The following is a 21536-nucleotide window of genomic DNA, read 5'->3' as shown; positions in this document are numbered from 1 at the left end:
TTAATCCTGCGAAGCTTGGTTTAAATACGACAAGCACCAAAATGCCAATGCATGATAATCTTGAGCCGCTTGGCTATACGGCGCTTTTTCTAATACCGAACCTAAATTTGTGATAGCTTCAGATATTGCTGTATCTTCGTGCATAGCAATAGGAACTGCACATTGTTGATACTCATTTTGCAGAACCAGTAGCATGTCTCGACTGACATCACTCACAGGCATAAAGCGATTAATCAGCAATTTGGGTTGGCAATGAGACATCAGTTTCGTAAAGTGAACATCTTGTTGGAGGCTAATATAATTCTGAATATCAGGATTGGTCACACACAGCACCATATCCGCGCTAGCTAATATCGATGAATGCATTGAAGTTAGACATTTTACTTCTGGTAATAAAATAATCTGCCAATTTGTTGACGCTTGACCTTCCTCATCCTTAAACACACTATTTAAACCATTAGGTAATTCATTGATTAAACTTGATAAATTATCCCGACCTTCTAGATCAAGCGCACCAAACGGGACAAAAGAAATTTGACGAGAATTTTGATAACCAGCGGATTTCCATATTTGAGAGTTAAGCATACGCTGCGCCCAACCATCAGTATTATTCGGCTCCATGCAAAAATACAGGCGTAATAAATTACTCGAGTTGGTATCAATAGCATATGTTTTTTGTTCGATTGAATTTAAGGCTATCGTTAAATTTGCCGCGATAGTGGTTGCGCCAACACCACCACGAACACCCGTGATTACAATACGCTTCATTAACGCCTAACCTTTATTTATCTATTTTAACAATATCCGTACTGTGGTTTTTCAATTGGCTATTATTGCCTGAAAGCTCACTTACTCCTTGTAAAGCTTGCCATTTTTGTTTTACTTGTTGATAGCGTTCCCTTTCCGTCAACTCATTATATTTGGGGTTTTTCACATCAAAAGATTGAAATAAGCTGTTGATGTCTTGGCTTAATCGCTCACTCATATACACTCAATATTAATAGAGGGGGTAATTCAACAGTTTCATTTAATAATGGTTTCGGATAATATCCCCACGCATAAAAATAGTCAAAAATCGTTTAAAGTAGAAAGTTAAAAACTGACACCTAATTATAATAAACATCTATTATTATCAATAATAGCCCAAGGTTGAACATATGTTTGGAATAGTTAACTTACACCAAAAACATCAAGTAACCGCTACTGCTGGCCTATATGCCCTTACTACAAAAAAAGAAGAACTATCAAATGCTTATATAAAAACATTACTTGAATCATCCCCAGATTGTACATTTGTATCTTTTCGTAGTTTAGAACAAATATTTAACAATAAAGATCGCCAGAAAATTAATGCCTTAAAAGAACTATTTTCCAAACAGAACACTTATTTCTTATCGAAAAACAAAGAATCTTTATCATTAACCAAATTAATCAAAGATTTTAATAAAATCACTACATTTAAAAAACAAAAATTAGTTATTTTATTACCTGATAGCCATATATTAATGAGTAACGAGTTAGATCGTCAGATTTTCTTTAGTTTATTAAAAAAGTTTAGTCATGATAATAAATTACTTGTCTCAATTATCATCCAAGGTCAAGAATCTCATATTGTTGAGCACTGGCTTACTGAAAACCCTGAATATTTTTTAGGTTTAACCAGTATTCATCAAGTCGATTTGTCTAAATTTATTTACCAGATTCATTATTGGATCTCTGGACAATCCATTTCAACAAACTATGAATATGATATTCTATTCACTGATGCTGGCGTTTTAACTGTGGATGTCGATTCACAACAAAACGATACAGACAGCACTCAAAACCTGCATGATAATCGCTTCTTATATATCGTAGACTCAGCGATAGATACTAATCAATCTAGCGATACCACTATGGTTACATTTACGGATAACCAAAACCTATTTGATACCCTCAAAAACATCACATCCGGCACTGTTATTCTGACTATTCATCAACAAACTGAAATTCATCTTCTTGCTTTGAACTGCTATCGCTTGCGTCGACAATTTGGCTATAAATTTAAGATTGTATTAAGGGAAATGCAGCAATGCTTGCGTTATTCCGATGAAACCTTTTTAGCCCATGCAGGTATCAACTTAATTGTACCCGCGAATGTCCGCTACGCTCGCTTTCTAAGTATGGTCGAAACACTACAAAAGCAAGATATCACCACCAACCCAGTCGACACCGTTGAATCGCTATTGAGCTTAGAAACCAATACCGCGTACGGCTATAAAGGCTATGTTGATAATCAACGATTTGCTGAACGATGCTATCACTTGATTCAACAATATGAACACAATCAATTACAGTTTGCATTGATCAAGTTGTCTTTATTGCCGGGAATGAATATTAATACATGCCTTAGTATGTCCCATATCAAAAGAGAAGGTGATTTAATCACCGCATGCAGCGATGCTTTGTATGTTTTGCTTTCTTCCGTTCGCCATAATGATGTTCAAATCGCACTTAGCCATATTTTCAATCTGCCTATCATGGATATATTTCAAAGCCATACTATCTATACCACAACAGGCAGAATGAAAGATCAATTACCAGAAATCATCACGAATGCAGTCATTATTGATGAAAATAGTGCTCAATTAAGTACTCAACATTCTATTTTTTCCTCTAATGAACAAAATACAGCAAGCTCATCGGTTACCTATGCCACTCATAAACCTATCGAGGTGTAATCATGAATATAAGTGATTTTATTCTAACCATTATTGTCAGCGGAGTTGTTGGGATCATCGCTGGGTTTCTATTACGTGATGTCGTAAAGTTCAGCTACAAACAATATTGCCAACGAATTAGAAAGCCTAAATATTTTCAGAGAGTTATCTTCGAAAAACAGCCACCACAGAAAAATAAATAAGCAGAGTTTAACCTCATGAAAAATATTAATAAAACCAAAGTGCAAAACCAACAATTAGGATTAGGTTGGTGGAATTTATATTTCATCATCAAAATTGCTTTATACCTGAAAGGGGTTATAGGCTTTCATCCTGTAGAAAATTTTGCGTTTGTTGCTTATTTGCTCGTACCAATCAAAAATCGTTACCTGCGATTAGTCAAAAACATTGTCGCCTTCCCTATCGCATTTTGGCTAGGTCATTTTGATTCATTCCTACCACCTCTTGACAGATTATGGGCTCAGATTGGCTCACTAATGAGCTTCAAACTCGATTACCTTTTTGAGTTGATGATGCGCTTTATTTCTTTGCAGGACATTTTAGCGATAGCCGTTGTAATTTTTGCTTATTATTTCTTTAATCGTTTTTTACGTGTTTCTATCTTTGTTGTTGCTGCCATGGTTTACATCAGCATTCCTACGGCCACACCTCAAGCGCCAACAGCCATCGCAGTAAGCCCCGCTCAAACTCAATCTGCGCAAACAAACTCTAATAATTCTGCTGCTGACGAAAGCGGCCCCGTAAACGATGCTGTATTAAATCAAGCAACTCAAAATTTCTTTGCTAATGAAGCCACCCGCACCTCAACGTTTCCACCGAATGGCGCTCAAGCACAACCATTTGATGTGCTCTTTTTGAGTATTTGTTCGGTTGCATGGGATGATGTGAAAATTGCAGGCTTAGAAGACCACCCATTATTTAAACAGTTTGACATTATGTTTGATAATTTCAGTGCGGCAACGTCTTACAGTGGTCCTGCGCTTGTTCGTTTACTGCGTGCAAGTTGTGGGCAGGAACAACACAGTGAACTATTTTCTGATGCACCAAGAAAACAATGTTATTTATTCGATAACTTGGCAAAACTTGGTTATGGCGAAAACTTAATGCTGAACCATAACGGCTCATTCGATAATTTTACTGGTTTGCTCAAAGACTCTGGCCATCTAACTGCACCTATTATGAATAAAGATGGCTTGAAACCTTATCAAGCAGCATTTGATGGTTCCAATATTTATCGAGACAAAGAGGTACTGGATCGCTGGCTATCTAATCGAGAAAAAGATCCTCAAGAAAAAGTGGCCGCGCTTTATAATACAATCTCGCTGCATGATGGAAATCGTATATTATCGAATACTGGCGAAACGGGCTTACCAAGTTATAAACATCGCTTAAAAAATCTCCTCGATGATCTCAATGCGTTTTTTGAAGAAATTAAAAAATCAAAACGCAATGTAGTCGTCTTTCTCGTGCCTGAACATGGTGCTGGAATGCACGGCGATAAAATGCAAATTCCTGGCATGCGAGAAATACCATCAAGTTCTATCGTCCATACTCCTGTCGGCATGAAGATATTTGGTTCAAATATAAAGCGCACGGGTGAAACCTATCATGTGAAAGAACCATCAAGCTACTTAGCGGTGTCTACATTAGTGAGTCGATTACTGGAACAAAACACCTACTCTAAAGATACTTTTGATCCAAAAGCATTAGCGCAAGATCTACCCCAAACTAAGCTTGTCGCTCAGAATGAAGGAACGACTGTGATTGAATATAATCACAAACCTTATGTTTCTTTAGATGGTCAAACGTGGGAAGCGTATCCTCAATAAACTTAATACCATTACGCTGCCTTTAACTAAGTACATTTAAGTCACTTAAGACCTAAGCCAATCGGTATCAATAACAGATATCGGTTGGCTTTTAGCTACTGCTTAGCTTTTTATCTATTGCTTAGCAACTATCGACTCATCCTCCTGTCTGGCAGTAGAAGCTACCTTATATTTAAAATATTCAAACGCGGCGCCAACTAAATTCTTCTCTAATTTCAAAATAAAGCCCAGATCACAAACCCGTATAATTCGTGATAGTTCTCCCATATTTTCTCACCAATCTTAGATAAAAAACTGCCCGCTTCACATTCGGTTCAAAGCTTCTCTGCCCCAAGTGTGATCACCACACTCATCCTTTAATTCTACTCCCCCTACGCCTCTCTTTTAGGAGGATGTTGAGTTAACGCATTTCTCGCAAGATAGCTCCATCACTGAATGACTAAACCAAAGAAAGTTATACGCATTCAGCGAACATCAACCCATTGGCATGCAAGTGAGTCATAGCATGAATCGGGTAACGGGAAACAATATAAAGGATTGTAATTATGAAAACGCTAAAGGTTTGTTTAACAGCTGCTGCGGTATCTTCTGCTCTTCTTGCTTCTTCTGCCATGGCAGTTGAAGCTGACTTCCATGGTTATATGCGAGCGGGTGCTGGCGTAAGTGCTCATGGTGGCGCCAATGAATCATATGAAAAAAATAAAGTCGGTCGTCTTGGCAATGAGAATGATGTTTATGGTGAAATTCAATTAGACACCAAACCAATCAAAGCAGGTGAAACGGCAGAATTTATTGTTAGCTCAATGATTGCTTATGGCTCTGATGGCTCTAACGGTTGGGAATCAGCACGTGATGATGACAACGGAGCAGATGTTGCTTTAGCGCAATTTAACGTGCAAGCAAAAGGCCTATTCGATGCGGATCCAGATGCCACTCTTTGGGCAGGTAAACGTTACTACCAACGTCAAGACATCCATATCACTGACTTCTACTATTGGAATACTTCTGGTGGTGCGGGCGGCGGTATTGAAAATGTCACAGCAGGACCTGGTAAAATCTCATTTGCTTTCATGCGTGATGATGCTGGTACTGATATTGGTGTGGATCTTGATGGTAACGGTAAAACTGATAACCAAAACGTTAACGTGAATAACTTTGATTTACGCTACGCAGGATTAGGTCTATGGCAAGATGCGTCATTAGAGCTTGGCGTAAACTACTACATGGTTAATGAATCGGATGATCAAGAAGACTTCAATCTCGATACTAAAGACAGCGTAATGGCGACTGCAGTGATCACCCAAGGTAACTTCTTCGGTGGCTTCAACAAAACGGTTTTCCAATTTGCAACCAACGGCGCAGCATCGGGCATGGCTGGATTAGGCTCAGGTAGCTGGGTCCCTGCAGTTTCCGATGGCGATACAGGCTTCCGTGTGATTAACTTCGGTGTGGTAGATTTAAGTGAGAACTGGGATTTCGGTCACCAAGTGATGTACGCTCAAAGCTCTTATAAGGGCGATAAAAAAGACCATACTTTTGCCAACATTGTTGTGCGTCCAATCTATAACTGGTCTGAAATCATGAAAACCGAACTTGAAGCCGGTTACTACACCGAAGACAATCAGTGGGGAACCGATGGCGCCGATAATGAAGGGACTAAATTTACCGTCGCTCAAGCATGGTCTGCGGGTTCTGGCTTCTGGGCTCGCCCTGAAATTCGCGTCTACGCCTCTTATGTTGATGACTTTAAAAATGATGACCGCTTCGGAAAAGGCAACTCATCTGAAGTATCTGTCGGCATCCAAGCGGAAGCATGGTGGTAATGCCATCGTAGTCGCTTAAATGCTAACGCCGGCCTTTGCTGGCGTTAGTTGTTTTCTCTCAATTTTTTTTATTAATATTTAAGGGGCATTATGTCTGTATTCACACAAAAGCCAGCCGTATTTCAAGCTGATGTGATTTTACATGCCTTTGATTGGCCATATAACAAAGTCACGGAAGAAGCCGAACGTATTGCACAACTAGGTTATCAATCCGTCTTAATTTCACCGCCAATGAAGTCACCAGATGAAGATAAATGGTGGATGCGTTATCAGCCGCAAGATTATCGCATTATCGATAATCCATTGGGTAATACACTGGATTTCATAACCATGATTGAAGCGCTAAAACAACAGCAGATCAAAATCTATGTGGATGTCGTCTTTAACCACATGGCGAATGAAGCCTATCTACGAAGCGATCTAAATTACCCCAATCAATCGATCTTAGCGCAATATCAAGCTCAACCAGAGTACTATGAACAACTTCGCTTGTTTGGTGATTTATCTCAACCGCTATTCACCGAAATCGATTTTGAAGCCGCTTTTCCAATTAAAAACTGGCTGGATGCAAAAGAAGTACAAACAGGTCGCTTAAGTGGTAGTGACACCGATCCGGGATTGCCCACGCTTGCGCCAACCGACAACGTGATAAAACAGCAACAACATTATATCTGTGCGCTAAAAAATCTGGGTGTAAACGGCTTTCGCATTGATGCAGCAAAGCACCTCTCTCCTCAACATATCGAAAAGGTTTGGACACCCAATATTTGTACTGATGTCAAAATTTTTGGCGAGATCATTACCGATGGTGGCGTGGGTAAAGCCGAGTATGAAATATTCTTGCAACCTTTTGTTAAGCACACCAGCTTTGATGCGTATGATTTTCCACTGTTCCACTCTATTTTGAATGTGTTTGAACATAACGCCAGCATGAAGTCTTTATTATCGGCAGCCGAAAATGGTCAATGTTTAGCGCCTGATCGTGCGATCACCTTTGCTGTCACTCATGATATTCCTAATAACGATATCTTTCGTGATCAGTTAATGTCGCCGCAACATGAGCAACTCGCGTATTGTTACTTACTCGGTGCTTGTGATGGTTCACCGCTCATTTATACCGATTTAAACACCAGTAATGATTACGACGCATTAGGTCACCCTCGTTGGATGAGAAGCTGGTACGATAATAACTTAGTTAAGATGATTCATTTTTATAAGCATGTTCATGGCGAACCGATTCATGTTCTTGCCTGCGGTAATGAATTATTAGTATTGCTGCGCGGCAGTATTGAAGCGGCTAAAGGTATTATTGCTATCAATAAAAGTAATGAAGAATTTCAAGTTAACCTCCCCGTCGCGCAATATAGTGTGCTGTTGGGTGGGGATGATTTACTCTCCCAACATACCTTAACCATTCCTGCCCAATCAGGGTTAATGTTAATGGCTTAACTGTAAACTCAAGCTCTCTATTCATCCTTTTAATCTTCCCTATAAGTTTTTATTATTTAAAGAGAAGATTGGAAGGTTTATTTTGTTTTTCTCATCGAGATACCGCTCTAATTTTGCTATATTAATCCCCTTCCAATATTCCTTTCTTTTACTTTTTTGGATATAGCATGACTCACACTAATAATGAATTTTTCACCCGACCATTAGTTGTTTTTGGCCTTGCGATTTTATGTACTTTTCTTTGGGGGAGCGCTTATCCCGCCATTAAAACTGGCTATGCTTTACTGGAAATTGGGCAACACGATACCGCATCACAAATGGTGTTTGCTGGGCAACGTTTTTTATTAGCTGGTATATTTTTACTTATTATTGCTCGTGTGATGGGCAAGCATAAGTTTGGCATGACTATTCAAAAATTTCGCCAAATTGCACTACTTGGACTCACTCAAACCACACTGCAATATATCTTTTTCTACATTGGGTTGGCGTACACGACAGGCGTAAAAGCATCCATCATGAATGCGACAGGGACATTTTTTAGTGTGTTACTTGCGCACTTCATTTATCAAAATGATCGCCTAACGCATAGGAAAGCACTTGGGTGTGGAATTGGGTTTTTAGGCGTATTTATCGTTAACTTTGATTCATCTCTACTTGATTTCCATTTCTCTTTAGCGGGTGAAGGTTCCATTGTATTAGCGGCATTTTTACTGGCTTCGGCTTCTATCTATGGCAAAAAATTGTCACAGAAAATGGATGCGATGTTAATGACAGCTTGGCAGCTAAGCATTGGCGGTGTTTTATTATTAGTCATTGGATTTAGCTTTGGTGGCAGCAGTGGTGAATTTGATTCATCATCTACTTTACTCATGATTTATTTAGCACTGTTATCTTCTGCCGCGTTTGCGTTGTGGAGTGTTTTATTGAAGTATAACTCAGTCGGCATGATCACTATTTTTAACTTCTTAATTCCTATATTTGGCAGCTTGCTATCGGCCTTATTCCTCAATGAAAATATTCTAGAATGGAAAAATCTCGCCGCATTAATTCTAGTATGTAGTGGGATTTACCTCGTAACGAGAGTTCGCCGAAAACCTGTTGAATATAAAGTTTAAACCTAAACGCCAAGATCAGTTCGGATATTATTTATCCGAACTGATTATCCCGAACTTAAGACAAATTCTGATGCAGCAGTGATGCCAGTGATAATAGCTCATTGCGTGTATTCTCTAAGTCGGCAATATGGTGATGGACAGTTTTAGAATTAAGCGTCATAAACGGCGTGGTTACCACCGCAATAATTTCACCAAACACACCAAAAATGGGCACTGAAATATTGGTCACACCGGATATTTGCGGACTCTCACCAACATAATAACCTTGCTGTTTGGTTTTCTCGATTTGCCCTAATGCGTGCTTCACTTCTTCTTTCGTTGCATTTGCTTCACGCGATATCATCATCTCTCGTTGTGACTCTTCACTAAAGCTTAATAAAACAATCCCTGAACCTGATGAACAAATATCTAACTTTGCTCCCAATCGTAAACTAAAACCCATTTTATACGGGCTTTCATGACTAGCGATCACAATTAATTCGCCATTACTATAGCGACTTAAATGGCAGGATTGATTTACTTTCAAACATAACGCTTCCATTAATGAAACCGCACGTTTTAGTAAAATAGCCACGGGTGGTGATTGGTTCGACAAGGCAAACATTTTAAGGGTTAATACATAGCCCGAGCTGTCTGCATCATATTGAATATATTGTTTTTCAACCAACACCGACAACATGCGAAAAATTTCATTCACACTGCGATTCAGCCGTTCTGAGATTTGTTTTTTGGTAAGAGGCTCAGATTGAAGTGCCAGTAATTCTAAAATCTCCAACCCTTTTTCTAAAGCAGGCGCTCGATATTCCGTTTTCTTATTTATTTCCATTCTACGTCCAAGCTTATCGACTATGCATTGATTAATCTTATCATCAAGATAGAAAAAAGCCCCAAACATGTTCTCTTTCGAGTTGAGGGGCTTAAATCACATTTTATATATCGTGGAACTATGATTAGCCCACAAGTCCCATCGCTTGTGGAATTGCCATCGAAATAGCCGGAATGTAAGTCACCATCATTAAGACTAAGAAAATCACAAAGAAAAATGGCAACAGCGTTTTAATTACACTATCGATACTTATGCCACTGACTTTGCAGCCGGTAAATAATATTGGCCCCACAGGAGGGGTAATCGTACCCAGTGACAAGTTGAACACTAATAAAATACCAAACTGGACTGGATCCATTCCTAATCCCATACAAATCGGTAGGAAGATAGGCGTAAAGATCAAGACAGCTGGCGTTGGGTCCATAAAGGTTCCCACGAACAACAACACGATATTGATGATCAATAAGATGATGATTGGGTTATCAGTTAAAGATAATAAACTGTCTGCGATCATCCCCGGAATTTGAGTAAATGCCATTACCCAAGACATAATTGAGGAGGTTGCTAGCATAAAGATAACAATGGCCGACATTTTTGCCGTATTTAGGAATATCTGTGGCAGTGTTTTAAAATCAAGAGACCGATAGCAACCGCTCAAGAATAATGAATACACTACGGCAATCGCCGAGGCTTCTGTAGCAGTAAATATACCACCTAAAATTCCACCAATAACGACCACAATCAAAGATAAGCTTGGAATTGCATCAATCGCCACTTTTCCACATTCAGACAGTGTCATTCGATGCTTCGCAAGATAACCACGACGTTTAGCCATAATGCCAGCCACAATCATCACGCCAACCCCCCATAAAATACCCGGTAAATATCCGCCCATAAATAAAGCAGAGATAGACACACTACCGGCGACCGTTGCATAAACAATCAAGGTATTACTTGGTGGGATCAACATTCCCGTTGGCGCAGAAGCTATATTGACTGCCGTACTAAAGGCCGGATCATAACCTTCTTTCTTCTGAATTGGTGACATAATGCCACCGACCGCCGCCGCTGATGCCACGCCAGAGCCACTGATAGAACCAAACAACATGTTTGATACCACATTGGTTTGCGCTAAAGATCCAGGAAAGAAGCCACTGATAATTTTAGAGAAGTTAATTAGGCGGATCGCGATCCCGCCGTTATTCATAATATTACCTGCAAGGATAAAGAAAGGTATCGCCAGTAAAGCAAAGGAGTCAAGGCCCACAAACATACGTTGAGCCGAAGTTAACATCGCCCCTTTCATTGGCAAAATGACCAGCATCGCAGCAAAAGATGAAATCCCAACACTAATACTAATTGGCGTACCAATAATCAGGAAGAAAACCACACCACCAAACATGATCAATGCGGCAAGAATTGCTAAATCCATATCAATCACTCCTATTTATTAGATTCGTGGTTTATTTCTTTTAAACGAGCAAATAGATTGATCTCGTTACAAATGAAATAAAATAAAATACATAACCCACTAATCGGAATAGCAGAATAAATAACCCCCATAGGGATTTGTAATGCAGAATCTAATTGCCACATTTGGCGCATTGCGGTGTTATAGCCACCAAAAATCATGATGCAATATGTAAAGACTATAACCACCAATTCAATGAACATATCGGCGATAACTTTCATTTTTGGTGAAAATTTATCTTTAATAAAAGAAATACTCATGTGTTCTCTTAAACCAAACACATAAGCGCTACCAAAAAAGATCAACCAAATAAACAAATAGCGAGATAACACCTCACTAACACCACTTGGACTATTAAATAAATAACGCGAAACCACTTGATAAGTAACAAGTAAAGTCATTGCTCCGACAATCGTAATACATGCCCAAGAAGCAATAAAATCGACCGCAGATTTAACCTGATTGACTCTCTTTAGAAAGTTAGATTGATTGTTTACCATTTCACTTAGCCCCAAAAAAGTTGGGCACTACTACGATGCCCAACTTCCTTTTTGTGTTTACTGCATTGATACCACTTTGTTGTATAGATCTTTTTGCGCTGGAGTTTCAACTAACTCATCTTGCAACTTCTTACAGCTTTCTTGGAACGGTTTGATATCAACATCCGTAAACGTTGCACCATGGGATTTAGCATTGGCTTTTGCCGCAGAAATTTGCTGATTCCAAATATTAAATTCTTCCACCGTACTTGCTTTGATCAATTTTCTCAGTGTCGCTTGGTCTTCTTTTGACATCGTGTCTAAGAAGTCGGTACTGATGACGACTAAGTCAGGCACCATTAAATGGCGAGTGCTCGAAAAGAAAGGCGCGACTTCGTATTGTTTTAAGTCAGAATAAGTAATTTCATTGTTTTCAGCACCGTCAAGAACACCTTGCTGCACAGCACTGTATACTTCACCTTGCCCCATCGGAACGCCTGTCCCACCCATGCATGACAACATTTTGATCATGGTATCTGATTGCATCACACGAATTTTTTCGCCTTTCATATCGGCAATGTTTTTTACTGGGCCACTTTTGGTGTACATGCTGCGAGCACCTGCGGTATAGGCCGTTAATACTTCAAAACCAAATCGTTGAGTTGATGCAAATAGATTATCTAAGATGCCAGAAGTAAATACTTTTTCTTGATGCTCAGGGCCTGAATAGATATATGGCATTCCGATCACGCGGAAAGTCTTATCGTAATTTTCAACTAATGGATTAGCCACAACGGCCATTTGAATCGAACCCGTTTGAACTAGCTCTAATGCTGCACGTTGATCACCTAATAGTTCATTAGGAAAAATGGAAACTTTATAACGACCATCTGTTTCTTTCGTTAACTTTTTACCGAAGTCTTGTAACGCAAGGTATTGTGGGTGCTTATTTGATTGGTTAAATGCCGCTTTAATTTCAGTCGCTGCACTCGCCACCGATGACATAGCCAGTGAGCCGCCAATGACAGCTGCAAGAGTCGCAAGTTTTAACGTTTTATTTTTCAACATACTATTCATCTCCATGAGAATAATTATTTTAATATTCGATTACTTAATGGTTTCCATATCAATGAAATCCATATCATCAAACGTTTGGTTTTCACCGACCATTCCCCAAACAAAACTATAATTCTGCGTACCGCAACCAGAATGGATAGACCAACTAGGTGAAAGTACTAGTTGTTTGTTTCGTACCACGATGTGACGAGTTTCTTTCGGCTCACCCATAAAGTGGAAAACCACTTGCGATGGCTGAACATTAAAATATAAATACGCTTCCATACGACGTTCATGCGTATGCGCGGGCATGGTATTCCATACACTGCCCGGTTTTAGATGAGTCACCCCCATACAAAGCTGACAAGTTGGCAGTACATCTGGATGTAAATACTGAGTAATCAAACGTGCATTAGCATTTTCTTGCGTGCCTAAATCCACCTGTTTAGCTTCAGAGCGACGGATAATACGAGAAGGATATGTATGGTGCGCAGGCGCACTCAAGCAATAAAAGGCAGGTTCCAATTCAGAATCGAGTGAAATAAATTCAATACCTTGTTCGCCTTTACCCAAATAAACGACATCTAAATGTTCCAATACATAAGAAACACCATTACAACGAACTTCAGCTTTACTGCCTAAATTTAAGATGCCTAGCTCACGTCTTTCTAAGAAAAAATCCGTACCGAATGCCTTCTTTTCCACTAAATCATCAAGCTTTAACGGTTTATCGGTTGGGCAAACCCCCATCGCCACAATACGGTCAATATGGCTATAAACAATCGTTAGCTCATTTGGCTTAAATAGGTCTTCAGTTAAGAACTCATCACGTAAACGAGTGGTGTCATATTGCTTCGCATCGATAGGGTTACTGTTGTAATTAATGTGCATGTCGTTCTCCTCAGTAATGTACTCAGAGTAACCGTTATTTATATACAAACAATAGCATTCATATACGAACAATCCATTCTGTGATCAAAGTTCATATTATTTTTGAAACGATGTTTCTTTATATGATCAAGATCAATAATGAACAATAAAGGTGCAAAACATGGAGGAACTGCCTCTTTTTGAGGAAGAAATGTACACAAAATCTTTTTCACTGACTCAATACTTTCTTTTTGCACCATGAAACCGCACCGATCTTGATTCATAGCACATCGAATTTTGAGAGTTCTTCCACGCTTATTTAGCTCAACTTCTACTTTATGTGAAAGCAGTCAACCTTTATGAAATTGAAACTGTAACCGCTTACTGTAACCGGTTACATTTTAGGTGTGGATGACCTACAGATACTCAAATTAATTGAAATTTCAGCTTCAAATAAAACGGGTATAGATAAAACTATAATAAGAAACTGCATAGTCAGGGGGAAATAATGGATAACAAAACAACCGGTATTATCGACAACATCTTGCCGAAAGTACTTAAAGTCGTCACATCAAAACCAATCACTGCCATTAAAGATGGTTTTCTGCTCACCATGCCACTGACCATTATTGGCTCGGTATTCCTACTTATTGCTTTTGTGCCAATTCCGGGATATGGCAGTTTCATGTCGAGTATTTTTGGTGATGCTTGGGCAACGCCATTATTCCAAGTGGTTGGAGCGACGTTTGATATCCTAGCCTTAATCGCCGTATTTGGTATTGCGTATGCTTATGTGAAAAATGAAGGTCACAACGGTGCCAATGCTGGCATTTTGGGCATTGTTGCTTTTCTGATTGTAATGAAAGCCTTTGTTCTTGCACCTGATGGCGTAACTCAAATCGGTGGCGTTATTCCGAAAGCCTATCTTGGTGGTAAAGGAATGATTGGTGCCATTGTTATTGGTCTGATCGTAGGTAAGATTTATGCTACCTCCCTTGAAAGAAACTGGGTGATTAAGTTGCCTGAGCAAGTACCTGAAGGTGTATCTAATGCCTTTAAATCATTGATTCCAGGTTTCGTTATCGTCGTCCTCGCTTTCTTAACCTATATTTTCTTTGAAGTAGTGTTCGATAAAACCTTCATTGAAACCATTTACTTCCTTATTCAAACCCCGCTCCAAAACTTATCTGATTCTTATTTTGGAGCCCTTATTGTCGCAATGATCATTTCATTACTATGGTGGTGTGGTGTGCATGGTACGGCGATTATCAGTGGCATCATGGGCCCTATTTTTGTGGCTAACGCATTGCAAAATCAAGACGTTCTCAATGCAGGTGGCACATTAGTCGCCGGTGAAAATGCAAAAATTGTTACCCAACAATTCATTGATCAATACATTACGGTTGGCGGTGCTGGCCTTACCTTTGGTTTGGTGATTTGTATGCTGTTATTTTCACGCTCTGTGCAAATGAAACAAATCGGTAAAATTGCGGTAATTCCAGGTCTATTTAATATTAACGAACCCGTTATTTTTGCGACACCAATCATCTTTAATCCAATAATGTTAGTGCCTTTCTTACTGGCACCAATGCTCTCCGTCACGATGGTTTATCTATCCATTGATGTTGGTCTAGTTGGCCCATTCAGCGCGATTCAGGTGCCTTGGACCACACCAATTATATTGGGTGGATTCATCATCGGTGGTTGGAGCGCGGCAACACTTCAAGTCGCAGTGTGTGCAATGACCGTGGCGGTGTACTACCCATTCTTTAGATACCAAGACAAATTAGCTCTGTCTCAAGAGAAAGAAAGTGGTGCTCAAGAAGAACAGGAAGAACAAGGTATCAAAATAGCGGCAGAATCAGCCTAGATAGCTTGCAGGTGCTGTGATTTGTCTCAGTAACAACATCAGAACTGACATAGAGAAAAGGAATTAAATATGAAAAAAATATTATTACTTTGTAACGCTGGCATGTCGACCTCCATGGTGGTCAAAAAAATGCAAGCCTCAGCACAAGCCAAAGGAATAGAAGTCGAAGTACAAGCTTATGGGGCTGAAACATTCCAAGAGCATCTAAACAGCTACGATATTTTCTTACTTGGGCCACAAATTCGCTTTAAACAAGCCGAATTTCAGAAAATCGCCGATACGGTGGGCAAGCGTGTAGAAGTCATCGATATGATGGATTACGGCATGTTGAAAGGTGAGAAAATTCTCGACGATACCTTGAAGCTCATGAATTAAGACTCCTTTCGTCATTTTCCTCAATGCTCAAATAGCATTGGGGAACTACTACCCCAAATTCAGTTAACAAACAAACGGACAATAACATGAAGTTTGCAAACGATTTTTTATTTGGTGCAGCCACCGCTTCATATCAAATTGAAGGTGCATGGAACGAAGATGGTAAAGGTCCAACTAACTGGGATGAATTCAGTAAAATTCCCGGAAAAACCTTTGAAGGAACCAATGGTGATGTCGCGGTCGATCATTATCATCGCTATAAAGAAGACATCGCATTAATGGCAGAAATGGGCTTAGAGTCTTATCGCTTCTCTATCTCATGGGCGCGTATTTATCCTGAAGGCACGGGTGAGATCAACCAAAAAGGCATCGATTTTTATAACAATATCATTGATGAATGCTTGAAGCATGGCATCGTCCCTTTCATCACGCTTTATCATTGGGATCTTCCTTTACCACTTGAAAAAGCAGGCGGCTGGTTAAATAAAGCCACTGCAGAAGCCTTCCTAACTTACGCCAAAACTTGTTTTAACGCTTTCGGGGATCGTGTTAAACATTTCATCACATTTAATGAAACCATTGTATTTTGTGGGCACGGTTACTTAGAAGGTGCGCATCCTCCGGGCATTCAAAACGATCCCAATAAATATTTCCAAGCGACACATTATGTGTTCTATGCGCATGCTTTGGCCGTGATCGCCTATAAGGAACTCAATCAATTTGGGGAAATCGGATTAAGCAATGTGTTCTCACCAGCTTTTCCAATTGATGAACATGAAGACAATATTTTTGCCGCCAATCACGCGAATCAATATCAAATGAACTGGTATTACGATCCTATTTTATTAGGTGAATATCCACAGTATGTGGTTGATCGTTTAGAGAGCCAAGGCTACTTACCGAACTGGACTCAACAAGAACTCAATATTTTAAAGCAAGCCGCACCACTCAATGACTTCATGGGGTTAAATTACTATCAACCCGTTCGAGTCGAGAAACTAATCGGCCCTATCGCTTCTTTTGATCTAAATCGTGAAAATGCAACCGGTCGGCCAGGAAAACCAAGCTTTGACCATGTTTATCGCAGTGTAATGATGGATGATAAACGCTATACCAAATGGGGCTGGGAAATATCCCCAGACGGTTTTGTCGATGGCTTGAAGATGCTCAAACAACACTACGGTCAAATCAAACTATTTATCACTGAAAATGGCTTAGGCGATGAAGACCCAATCATTGATGGAGATGTGCGCGATATCGCTCGAATTGACTATATTGCTGAGCATTTAAGTGCCGTCAAACAAGCGATTCAACACGGTGTGCACATTAAAGGTTATTTCGCATGGTCGGCGATTGATCTGCTCAGTTGGTTAAATGGCTATAAAAAACAATATGGTTTTATTTATGTTGATCACAACAACAATCTAGCCCGAAAAAAGAAAGCTTCTTTCCATTGGTATCGCGAGATCATTCAATCTCGTGGCGAAGATTTATAAGCTGTGAAATTCAATATCTCAGAAACACCTTAAACCGAATATAAAGAGAACATTATGTCAAACAGCCAAGATGTACTTAGTGGTGAAGCACTAGAATCTGCCGTAATGGAGCTGATTATTAACGCAGGAGAATCAAAATCTTGCTCCATGGAAGCTCTATTTGCCGCCAAAAAAGGGGAATGGGAGAAAGTAGATGCTTGTTTATCTCAAGCGTCTGAGGCATCCAAACGTGCTCACGACGTACAAACCGGCCTTATTGGTTTAGATGAAGGTGAAGGCAAAGTACCCGTTAACCTCATTATGGTACATGCACAAGACCATATTATGACGGCAATGCTAGCTCGAGAATTGATTGAAGAACTGATCCACCTTCACAGAACGATACAAAATCAATCACTTTAAGGTTGCTATTAAATACCAATATTCTAGGATCGAGCTACTCAGCACGATCCTTTTATTTTTCGATCCCATCGTTTAGACGATAGTAATCAATAACACCAAAATACGAGAAGACTATGGCCACTATTAATGATGTAAGTAAGCTTGCTGGTGTATCAAAAGCGACCGTCTCTCGGGTGATCAACAGTAAAGGTCAGGTTAAGGAATCCACCAGAAATGCCATCTTTCAAGCCATGAAAGATCTGAATTACAAACCAAACAGCTTAGCTCAAGCGCTTGCAACCAATAGCTCAAACAGCATAGGTTTAGTCGTCTCTTTTTTTGATGGCTACTACTTTGGTATCCTATTAAAAGAAGCAACACGTATTAGCTACGAAGCCGGGAAACAGCTAATTGTTACCGACGGGCATAATGAAATTGAACGCGAAATTGAAGCAGTTCATGCGTTAGACGCTAGAAAATGCGATGTGATTATTATTTATAGTCGCACCATGAGTACACAAGATTACCTTGAACTACAACAATCTATTTCTGTTCCCTTAGTGGTCATTAATCGGAGTCTACCCGATGGGCTTGGTCATGCCGTGGCATTCGATCAGTATCACGCCGCAGAGCTTGCCATTAATTATTTAGTGGAACAACACCATAAAGACATTGCCATCATCACTCTATCATTAGATACGCAAACTGGCCGAACTCGCTTACAAGCTGCAACCGAAACTTTATCTAAACACCAAATTTTGTTCGACCAAAGATTGTTAATGGAAACATCGGGGAAATTGCACGATGGCTATAACGCATGCAAAGCCTTGATTAAAAATAGAGCTAGTCAGCCATTTAGTGCCATTTTTTGCTTTAATGATGAGCTCGCGATTGGTGCAATTAAAGCCTTAAAAGAGGCCAATATTGAAGTGCCTGAAGAGGTTTCTGTTATTGGGATTGATAATGAAGAGATCGGCACATTCTTCACCCCAGAACTCACCACCATCGATATTCCGATTCACCAAGTCACCACTCTCGCTATGGAAAAAGCGCTGACCTTATCCTCTGGAAAATCACTGACGCCAAGTACTGAAATATTAAAAAGTAAATTAATTATTCGTAATTCTGTGAGAGCAATGAAATAGACACTAGATTCCAATTCCCCGTTAGAACTTACGAGCGAAACAAGGTATTTGGACTACCTCGGTGTAGCCAATTACCAATTACGCGGTATGAAAAAGAAGTTTCTATTTTCCTTAACTGAAACTCAATATTTACGAAAAAGGTATCTCACTTACATAAGCGGAAAATTAGTGAGACTTATGCATTACTAACTCAAGGAGCAAATTCTTCAAACTGCGGTAAGCCATCAGTGATCTCGAACCATGGCGCCTTTGACCCGACAAAAATATGCGCGGCTGGCTTAATTGAGGGATTGTCCAACAATGTCCCAAGCGGAACATGCACATATTCACCGTCTCGAACCAATGAATAGATAAGAGATCCGCAAATCTTACAATGTGTATTGTTAGTTTTGTTATCACCGTATACAAGCAACTTATCAGCTCCGCAAACAATGCTAAGCTTTTCTGTTCGGATTCCAGCAAACGGCTTGAAGGCTGATCCAGTGGTTCTGCGACAGTTAGAGCAATGGCAATTTAAGGCATACTCAAATTCATCAGCTACCTCATATTTCACTATTCGACAATAGCATGATCCATTCAGCATTCTATTTCCTTAGTGTTTGATGTTTTAACGCCTAGCTCACCGAGTGAGCGTTAGCGAGTCCGGTGCTGCTATTTGTTATAGGCAATTATTGACGCTATTCATGTTGAAGCACGTTGATTAGCGTACCAAATGGGTCACGAATATAAAATCTACGAACTCCCCAAGGTTCCGATACTGGGCCATACTCAATTTCAATATTTCCAGCTTTAATTCTATTTAGAACCGTATCAAGATCATCCACTTCTATGGACAGGTCTGGCACAGAAGTCCCTGAACCACCCTCAGATGCCACACTAATTTGTGTAGTCACTTCTTCACCTGAACTATAGGTTTTAATCCATCCGTGATCCATAACAAGCTCAAGACCAAAAATAGACTCATAGAATGCTTTTGCATCCTCTGGATTTGATGCATCTATATTTGAAACGATTCGTTTTACTTTCATTGGGCGAGCCTCAGGATATGAGCTTTGCGCTATAACGTCCACTTAAGGGGTGAAGCACGAAATGACCAAGCTGCTGCATTGCACTTAAACACCAAAACCAACGCATAGTAAAAATGCCACGCGTTGGCTGTCCCTCTTGAAGCGTTTGTTAGCATTATCAACGCGATTGTGATGAATAAACTTTAAAAATTGAACGACCAACTTTAACAATTGCATCATTTCGATCTGCTATTGAAGCCTTTGTTTGTGCTAGATAAATACTAACTATGATTGGGGATTGATCTTCACTCCAAACAACGGCTGTAATACTTCGAGCACCAAATCCGCCAGCACCTGAGCGATCTGCAATATTCCATCCCACTGGCAGTACTGACCGCAATAAATTACCAGTGACTTGATTATTCACCATCCAATACTCTAATTTTTTTTGGCCATCTTGAGACAATGTGGAACCAAATAATAATTCATTTAAAGTATTCACTATTGCCTTAGGAGTTGTCGTATCCCTAAAATCACCAAGCTTGCCTTCATTTAATTCAGGCTCAATACGGTCTAGACGAGTTTCTTTGTCTCCGATTTGTCTCAGGAAATCCGTCACGCTTTCAGGACCTCCTAGGGCATTTAGGATGATATTTGCTGCTGCATTATCACTTGTCGTCATAGTTGCAAAACATGCATCATCGAGCGTTATTGCTTGCCCTACTTGCTTTTCTATTACGGGAGAATAGGTCACAAGATCTGCTTTTTTGATCTCAACTGTACTCTTAGGGTTTATTTCCCCTTGCTCGGCATCATACAGTAATTTAGCACAAGCTATTGTTTTAAAAGTACTTGTTAAAGGAAAACGCTGATTACCATTGTAATCCCAATATTCTCCAGTTTGAGTATCAAGAACAGAAATCCCTATATGCGCAGAAAGAGAAGCTTCAATTACCTTAGCATCTTGTTCAACCAGTTGAAATTTTGAACTATTTGCAAACACCATAGACGGTATTAAAAGCAAAAATACCAGTAAAAGCTTCATGTAATAACCTCATCATTTCGATTGGCTTACATCTTATATCAGAGTGTGAAGTATTCAAATAAGGCTAACGCCGCAATAAAAGGCGAGCGTTAGCGAGTCCCGCCCACGTTTTTTGTGGGCTATTTTCATTGCCTTGTTATACGCTGTACGTGCCATCTTTAATTTTTCTAGTATCGGACATCCACCACTCACACATATCCCAAAAATCTAATTTTGTGGCTTCATTGCCCATGCTCTTACGAATCTCTATGAGAAAATTACCTAACAGCTCCATCATATCTTTGAGAAAGTCCATTTCACCTGATGTTTGAGCCTCTTCCATGTTGTAGAGGTACTGCATTAAATTATTGTAAGCTTTCACAACAGAGTCATTTGCCATTAGGGCAAGTTTAAAACCGTGGCGTCTATACTCTAGAGTTAGCATGGTGCTAGTTGCGAAAGCGCTTTTATCTTTGCCTTTGTTTTTCTTATCAGATTGTAGTGGTCAACTAAAATTGGCCACAGTTTTAGAGTTTTTCCAATAAAGCTGTTCTGATTTATTGGGTGTTAACCCACCATTATATTGATGGGGTCTGAGCT

At 39.7% G+C, this 21536-nt stretch carries 22 protein-coding genes; 11 read left to right on the top strand and 11 right to left on the bottom strand.

The window, feature by feature from the left end; translation table 11 throughout:
* Together bcsQ and bcsR are read right to left on the bottom strand one after the other, a co-directional pair.
* Entirely contained in the window at positions 1 to 768 is a 768-nt protein-coding gene (gene bcsQ, locus HC725_RS12650; protein ID WP_190332187.1) for a cellulose biosynthesis protein BcsQ, read from the bottom strand.
* Between the two features lie 13 nt (positions 769 to 781).
* Positions 782 to 985 carry a BcsR/BcsP family cellulose biosynthesis protein gene (gene bcsR / locus HC725_RS12645; RefSeq protein ID WP_190332186.1) on the bottom strand — a complete coding sequence of 68 codons (204 nt, stop codon included), beginning with the start codon at positions 983 to 985 and terminating at the stop codon, positions 782 to 784.
* 172 nt (positions 986 to 1157) lie between these two features.
* Here bcsR and bcsE point away from each other — a divergent pair, with 172 nt between their 5' ends.
* The 6 genes from bcsE (at position 1158) to HC725_RS12615 (ending at position 8936) form a co-directional block, all read left to right on the top strand.
* The gene (gene bcsE / locus HC725_RS12640; protein WP_190332185.1) at positions 1158 to 2720 is read left to right on the top strand and encodes a cellulose biosynthesis protein BcsE; all 1563 of its coding nucleotides are present in this window, start codon (positions 1158 to 1160) and stop codon (positions 2718 to 2720) included.
* Positions 2721 to 2722: 2 nt separating this feature from the next.
* Entirely contained in the window at positions 2723 to 2902 is a 180-nt protein-coding gene (locus HC725_RS12635) for a hypothetical protein (protein WP_190332184.1), read from the top strand.
* A 15-nt stretch (positions 2903 to 2917) separates the two neighbouring features.
* Positions 2918 to 4549, top strand: coding sequence for a cellulose biosynthesis protein BcsG (gene bcsG / locus HC725_RS12630; protein ID WP_190332183.1), 1632 nt, complete (start codon positions 2918 to 2920; stop codon positions 4547 to 4549).
* Between the two features lie 545 nt (positions 4550 to 5094).
* Positions 5095 to 6372: a maltoporin LamB gene (lamB, locus tag HC725_RS12625; RefSeq protein WP_190332182.1), complete on the top strand. Its 1278-nt coding sequence runs from the start codon at positions 5095 to 5097 to the stop codon at positions 6370 to 6372.
* A gap of 90 nt (positions 6373 to 6462) precedes the next feature.
* Positions 6463 to 7821, top strand: coding sequence for an alpha-amylase family glycosyl hydrolase (locus HC725_RS12620; protein ID WP_190332181.1), 1359 nt, complete (start codon positions 6463 to 6465; stop codon positions 7819 to 7821).
* Positions 7822 to 7988: 167 nt separating this feature from the next.
* Entirely contained in the window at positions 7989 to 8936 is a 948-nt protein-coding gene (locus HC725_RS12615) for a DMT family transporter (RefSeq protein ID WP_190332180.1), read from the top strand.
* Between the two features lie 55 nt (positions 8937 to 8991).
* Here HC725_RS12615 and HC725_RS12610 read toward each other — a convergent pair whose 3' ends face one another.
* The 5 genes from HC725_RS12610 to kduI form a co-directional block, all read right to left on the bottom strand.
* On the bottom strand, positions 8992 to 9762 hold the full coding sequence (locus HC725_RS12610) for an IclR family transcriptional regulator (RefSeq protein WP_190332179.1): 771 nt from the start codon (positions 9760 to 9762) through the stop codon (positions 8992 to 8994).
* Positions 9763 to 9886: 124 nt separating this feature from the next.
* Complete coding sequence (locus tag HC725_RS12605; RefSeq protein WP_190332178.1) at positions 9887 to 11194, bottom strand: TRAP transporter large permease; 1308 nt, start codon at positions 11192 to 11194, stop codon at positions 9887 to 9889.
* 11 nt (positions 11195 to 11205) lie between these two features.
* Complete coding sequence (locus HC725_RS12600) at positions 11206 to 11733, bottom strand: TRAP transporter small permease (protein WP_190332177.1); 528 nt, start codon at positions 11731 to 11733, stop codon at positions 11206 to 11208.
* 57 nt (positions 11734 to 11790) lie between these two features.
* On the bottom strand, positions 11791 to 12780 hold the full coding sequence (locus HC725_RS12595; protein WP_190332176.1) for a TRAP transporter substrate-binding protein: 990 nt from the start codon (positions 12778 to 12780) through the stop codon (positions 11791 to 11793).
* A gap of 39 nt (positions 12781 to 12819) precedes the next feature.
* Entirely contained in the window at positions 12820 to 13659 is an 840-nt protein-coding gene (kduI, locus tag HC725_RS12590) for a 5-dehydro-4-deoxy-D-glucuronate isomerase (protein ID WP_190332175.1), read from the bottom strand.
* A 487-nt stretch (positions 13660 to 14146) separates the two neighbouring features.
* Between kduI and HC725_RS12585 the strand changes: the two genes are divergently transcribed.
* The 5 genes from HC725_RS12585 to HC725_RS12565 all read left to right on the top strand — a co-directional run bounded on the left by HC725_RS12585 (position 14147) and on the right by HC725_RS12565 (position 18905).
* Positions 14147 to 15508 (top strand): PTS sugar transporter subunit IIC, encoded by a 1362-nt coding sequence (locus tag HC725_RS12585; RefSeq protein ID WP_190332174.1) that lies wholly within the window; start codon positions 14147 to 14149, stop codon positions 15506 to 15508.
* A 69-nt stretch (positions 15509 to 15577) separates the two neighbouring features.
* On the top strand, positions 15578 to 15883 hold the full coding sequence (locus HC725_RS12580; RefSeq protein ID WP_190332173.1) for a PTS sugar transporter subunit IIB: 306 nt from the start codon (positions 15578 to 15580) through the stop codon (positions 15881 to 15883).
* Positions 15884 to 15969: 86 nt separating this feature from the next.
* Positions 15970 to 17379 (top strand): GH1 family beta-glucosidase, encoded by a 1410-nt coding sequence (locus HC725_RS12575; RefSeq protein ID WP_190332172.1) that lies wholly within the window; start codon positions 15970 to 15972, stop codon positions 17377 to 17379.
* 54 nt (positions 17380 to 17433) lie between these two features.
* Positions 17434 to 17781: a PTS lactose/cellobiose transporter subunit IIA gene (locus HC725_RS12570; RefSeq protein WP_190332171.1), complete on the top strand. Its 348-nt coding sequence runs from the start codon at positions 17434 to 17436 to the stop codon at positions 17779 to 17781.
* 113 nt (positions 17782 to 17894) lie between these two features.
* Positions 17895 to 18905, top strand: coding sequence for a LacI family DNA-binding transcriptional regulator (locus HC725_RS12565; protein ID WP_190332170.1), 1011 nt, complete (start codon positions 17895 to 17897; stop codon positions 18903 to 18905).
* A 190-nt stretch (positions 18906 to 19095) separates the two neighbouring features.
* Here HC725_RS12565 and HC725_RS12560 read toward each other — a convergent pair whose 3' ends face one another.
* The 4 genes from HC725_RS12560 to HC725_RS12545 form a co-directional block, all read right to left on the bottom strand.
* Positions 19096 to 19488: a GFA family protein gene (locus HC725_RS12560; RefSeq protein WP_190332169.1), complete on the bottom strand. Its 393-nt coding sequence runs from the start codon at positions 19486 to 19488 to the stop codon at positions 19096 to 19098.
* Between the two features lie 94 nt (positions 19489 to 19582).
* Positions 19583 to 19933, bottom strand: a complete 351-nt coding sequence (locus HC725_RS12555; protein WP_190332168.1) for a VOC family protein — start codon at positions 19931 to 19933, stop codon at positions 19583 to 19585.
* A gap of 157 nt (positions 19934 to 20090) precedes the next feature.
* Positions 20091 to 20957, bottom strand: coding sequence for a PSE family carbenicillin-hydrolyzing class A beta-lactamase (gene blaPSE, locus HC725_RS12550; RefSeq protein WP_190332167.1), 867 nt, complete (start codon positions 20955 to 20957; stop codon positions 20091 to 20093).
* 136 nt (positions 20958 to 21093) lie between these two features.
* Positions 21094 to 21336: a hypothetical protein gene (locus HC725_RS12545; RefSeq protein ID WP_203219079.1), complete on the bottom strand. Its 243-nt coding sequence runs from the start codon at positions 21334 to 21336 to the stop codon at positions 21094 to 21096.
* Positions 21337 to 21536: the final 200 nt, after the last annotated feature.

Source organism: Vibrio sp. S17_S38, from assembly GCF_014694375.1.
Lineage (GTDB): Bacteria > Pseudomonadota > Gammaproteobacteria > Enterobacterales > Vibrionaceae > Vibrio.
Note: the sequence above shows the minus strand (reverse complement) of the source record. Positions and strands in the feature narration are given on the sequence as shown.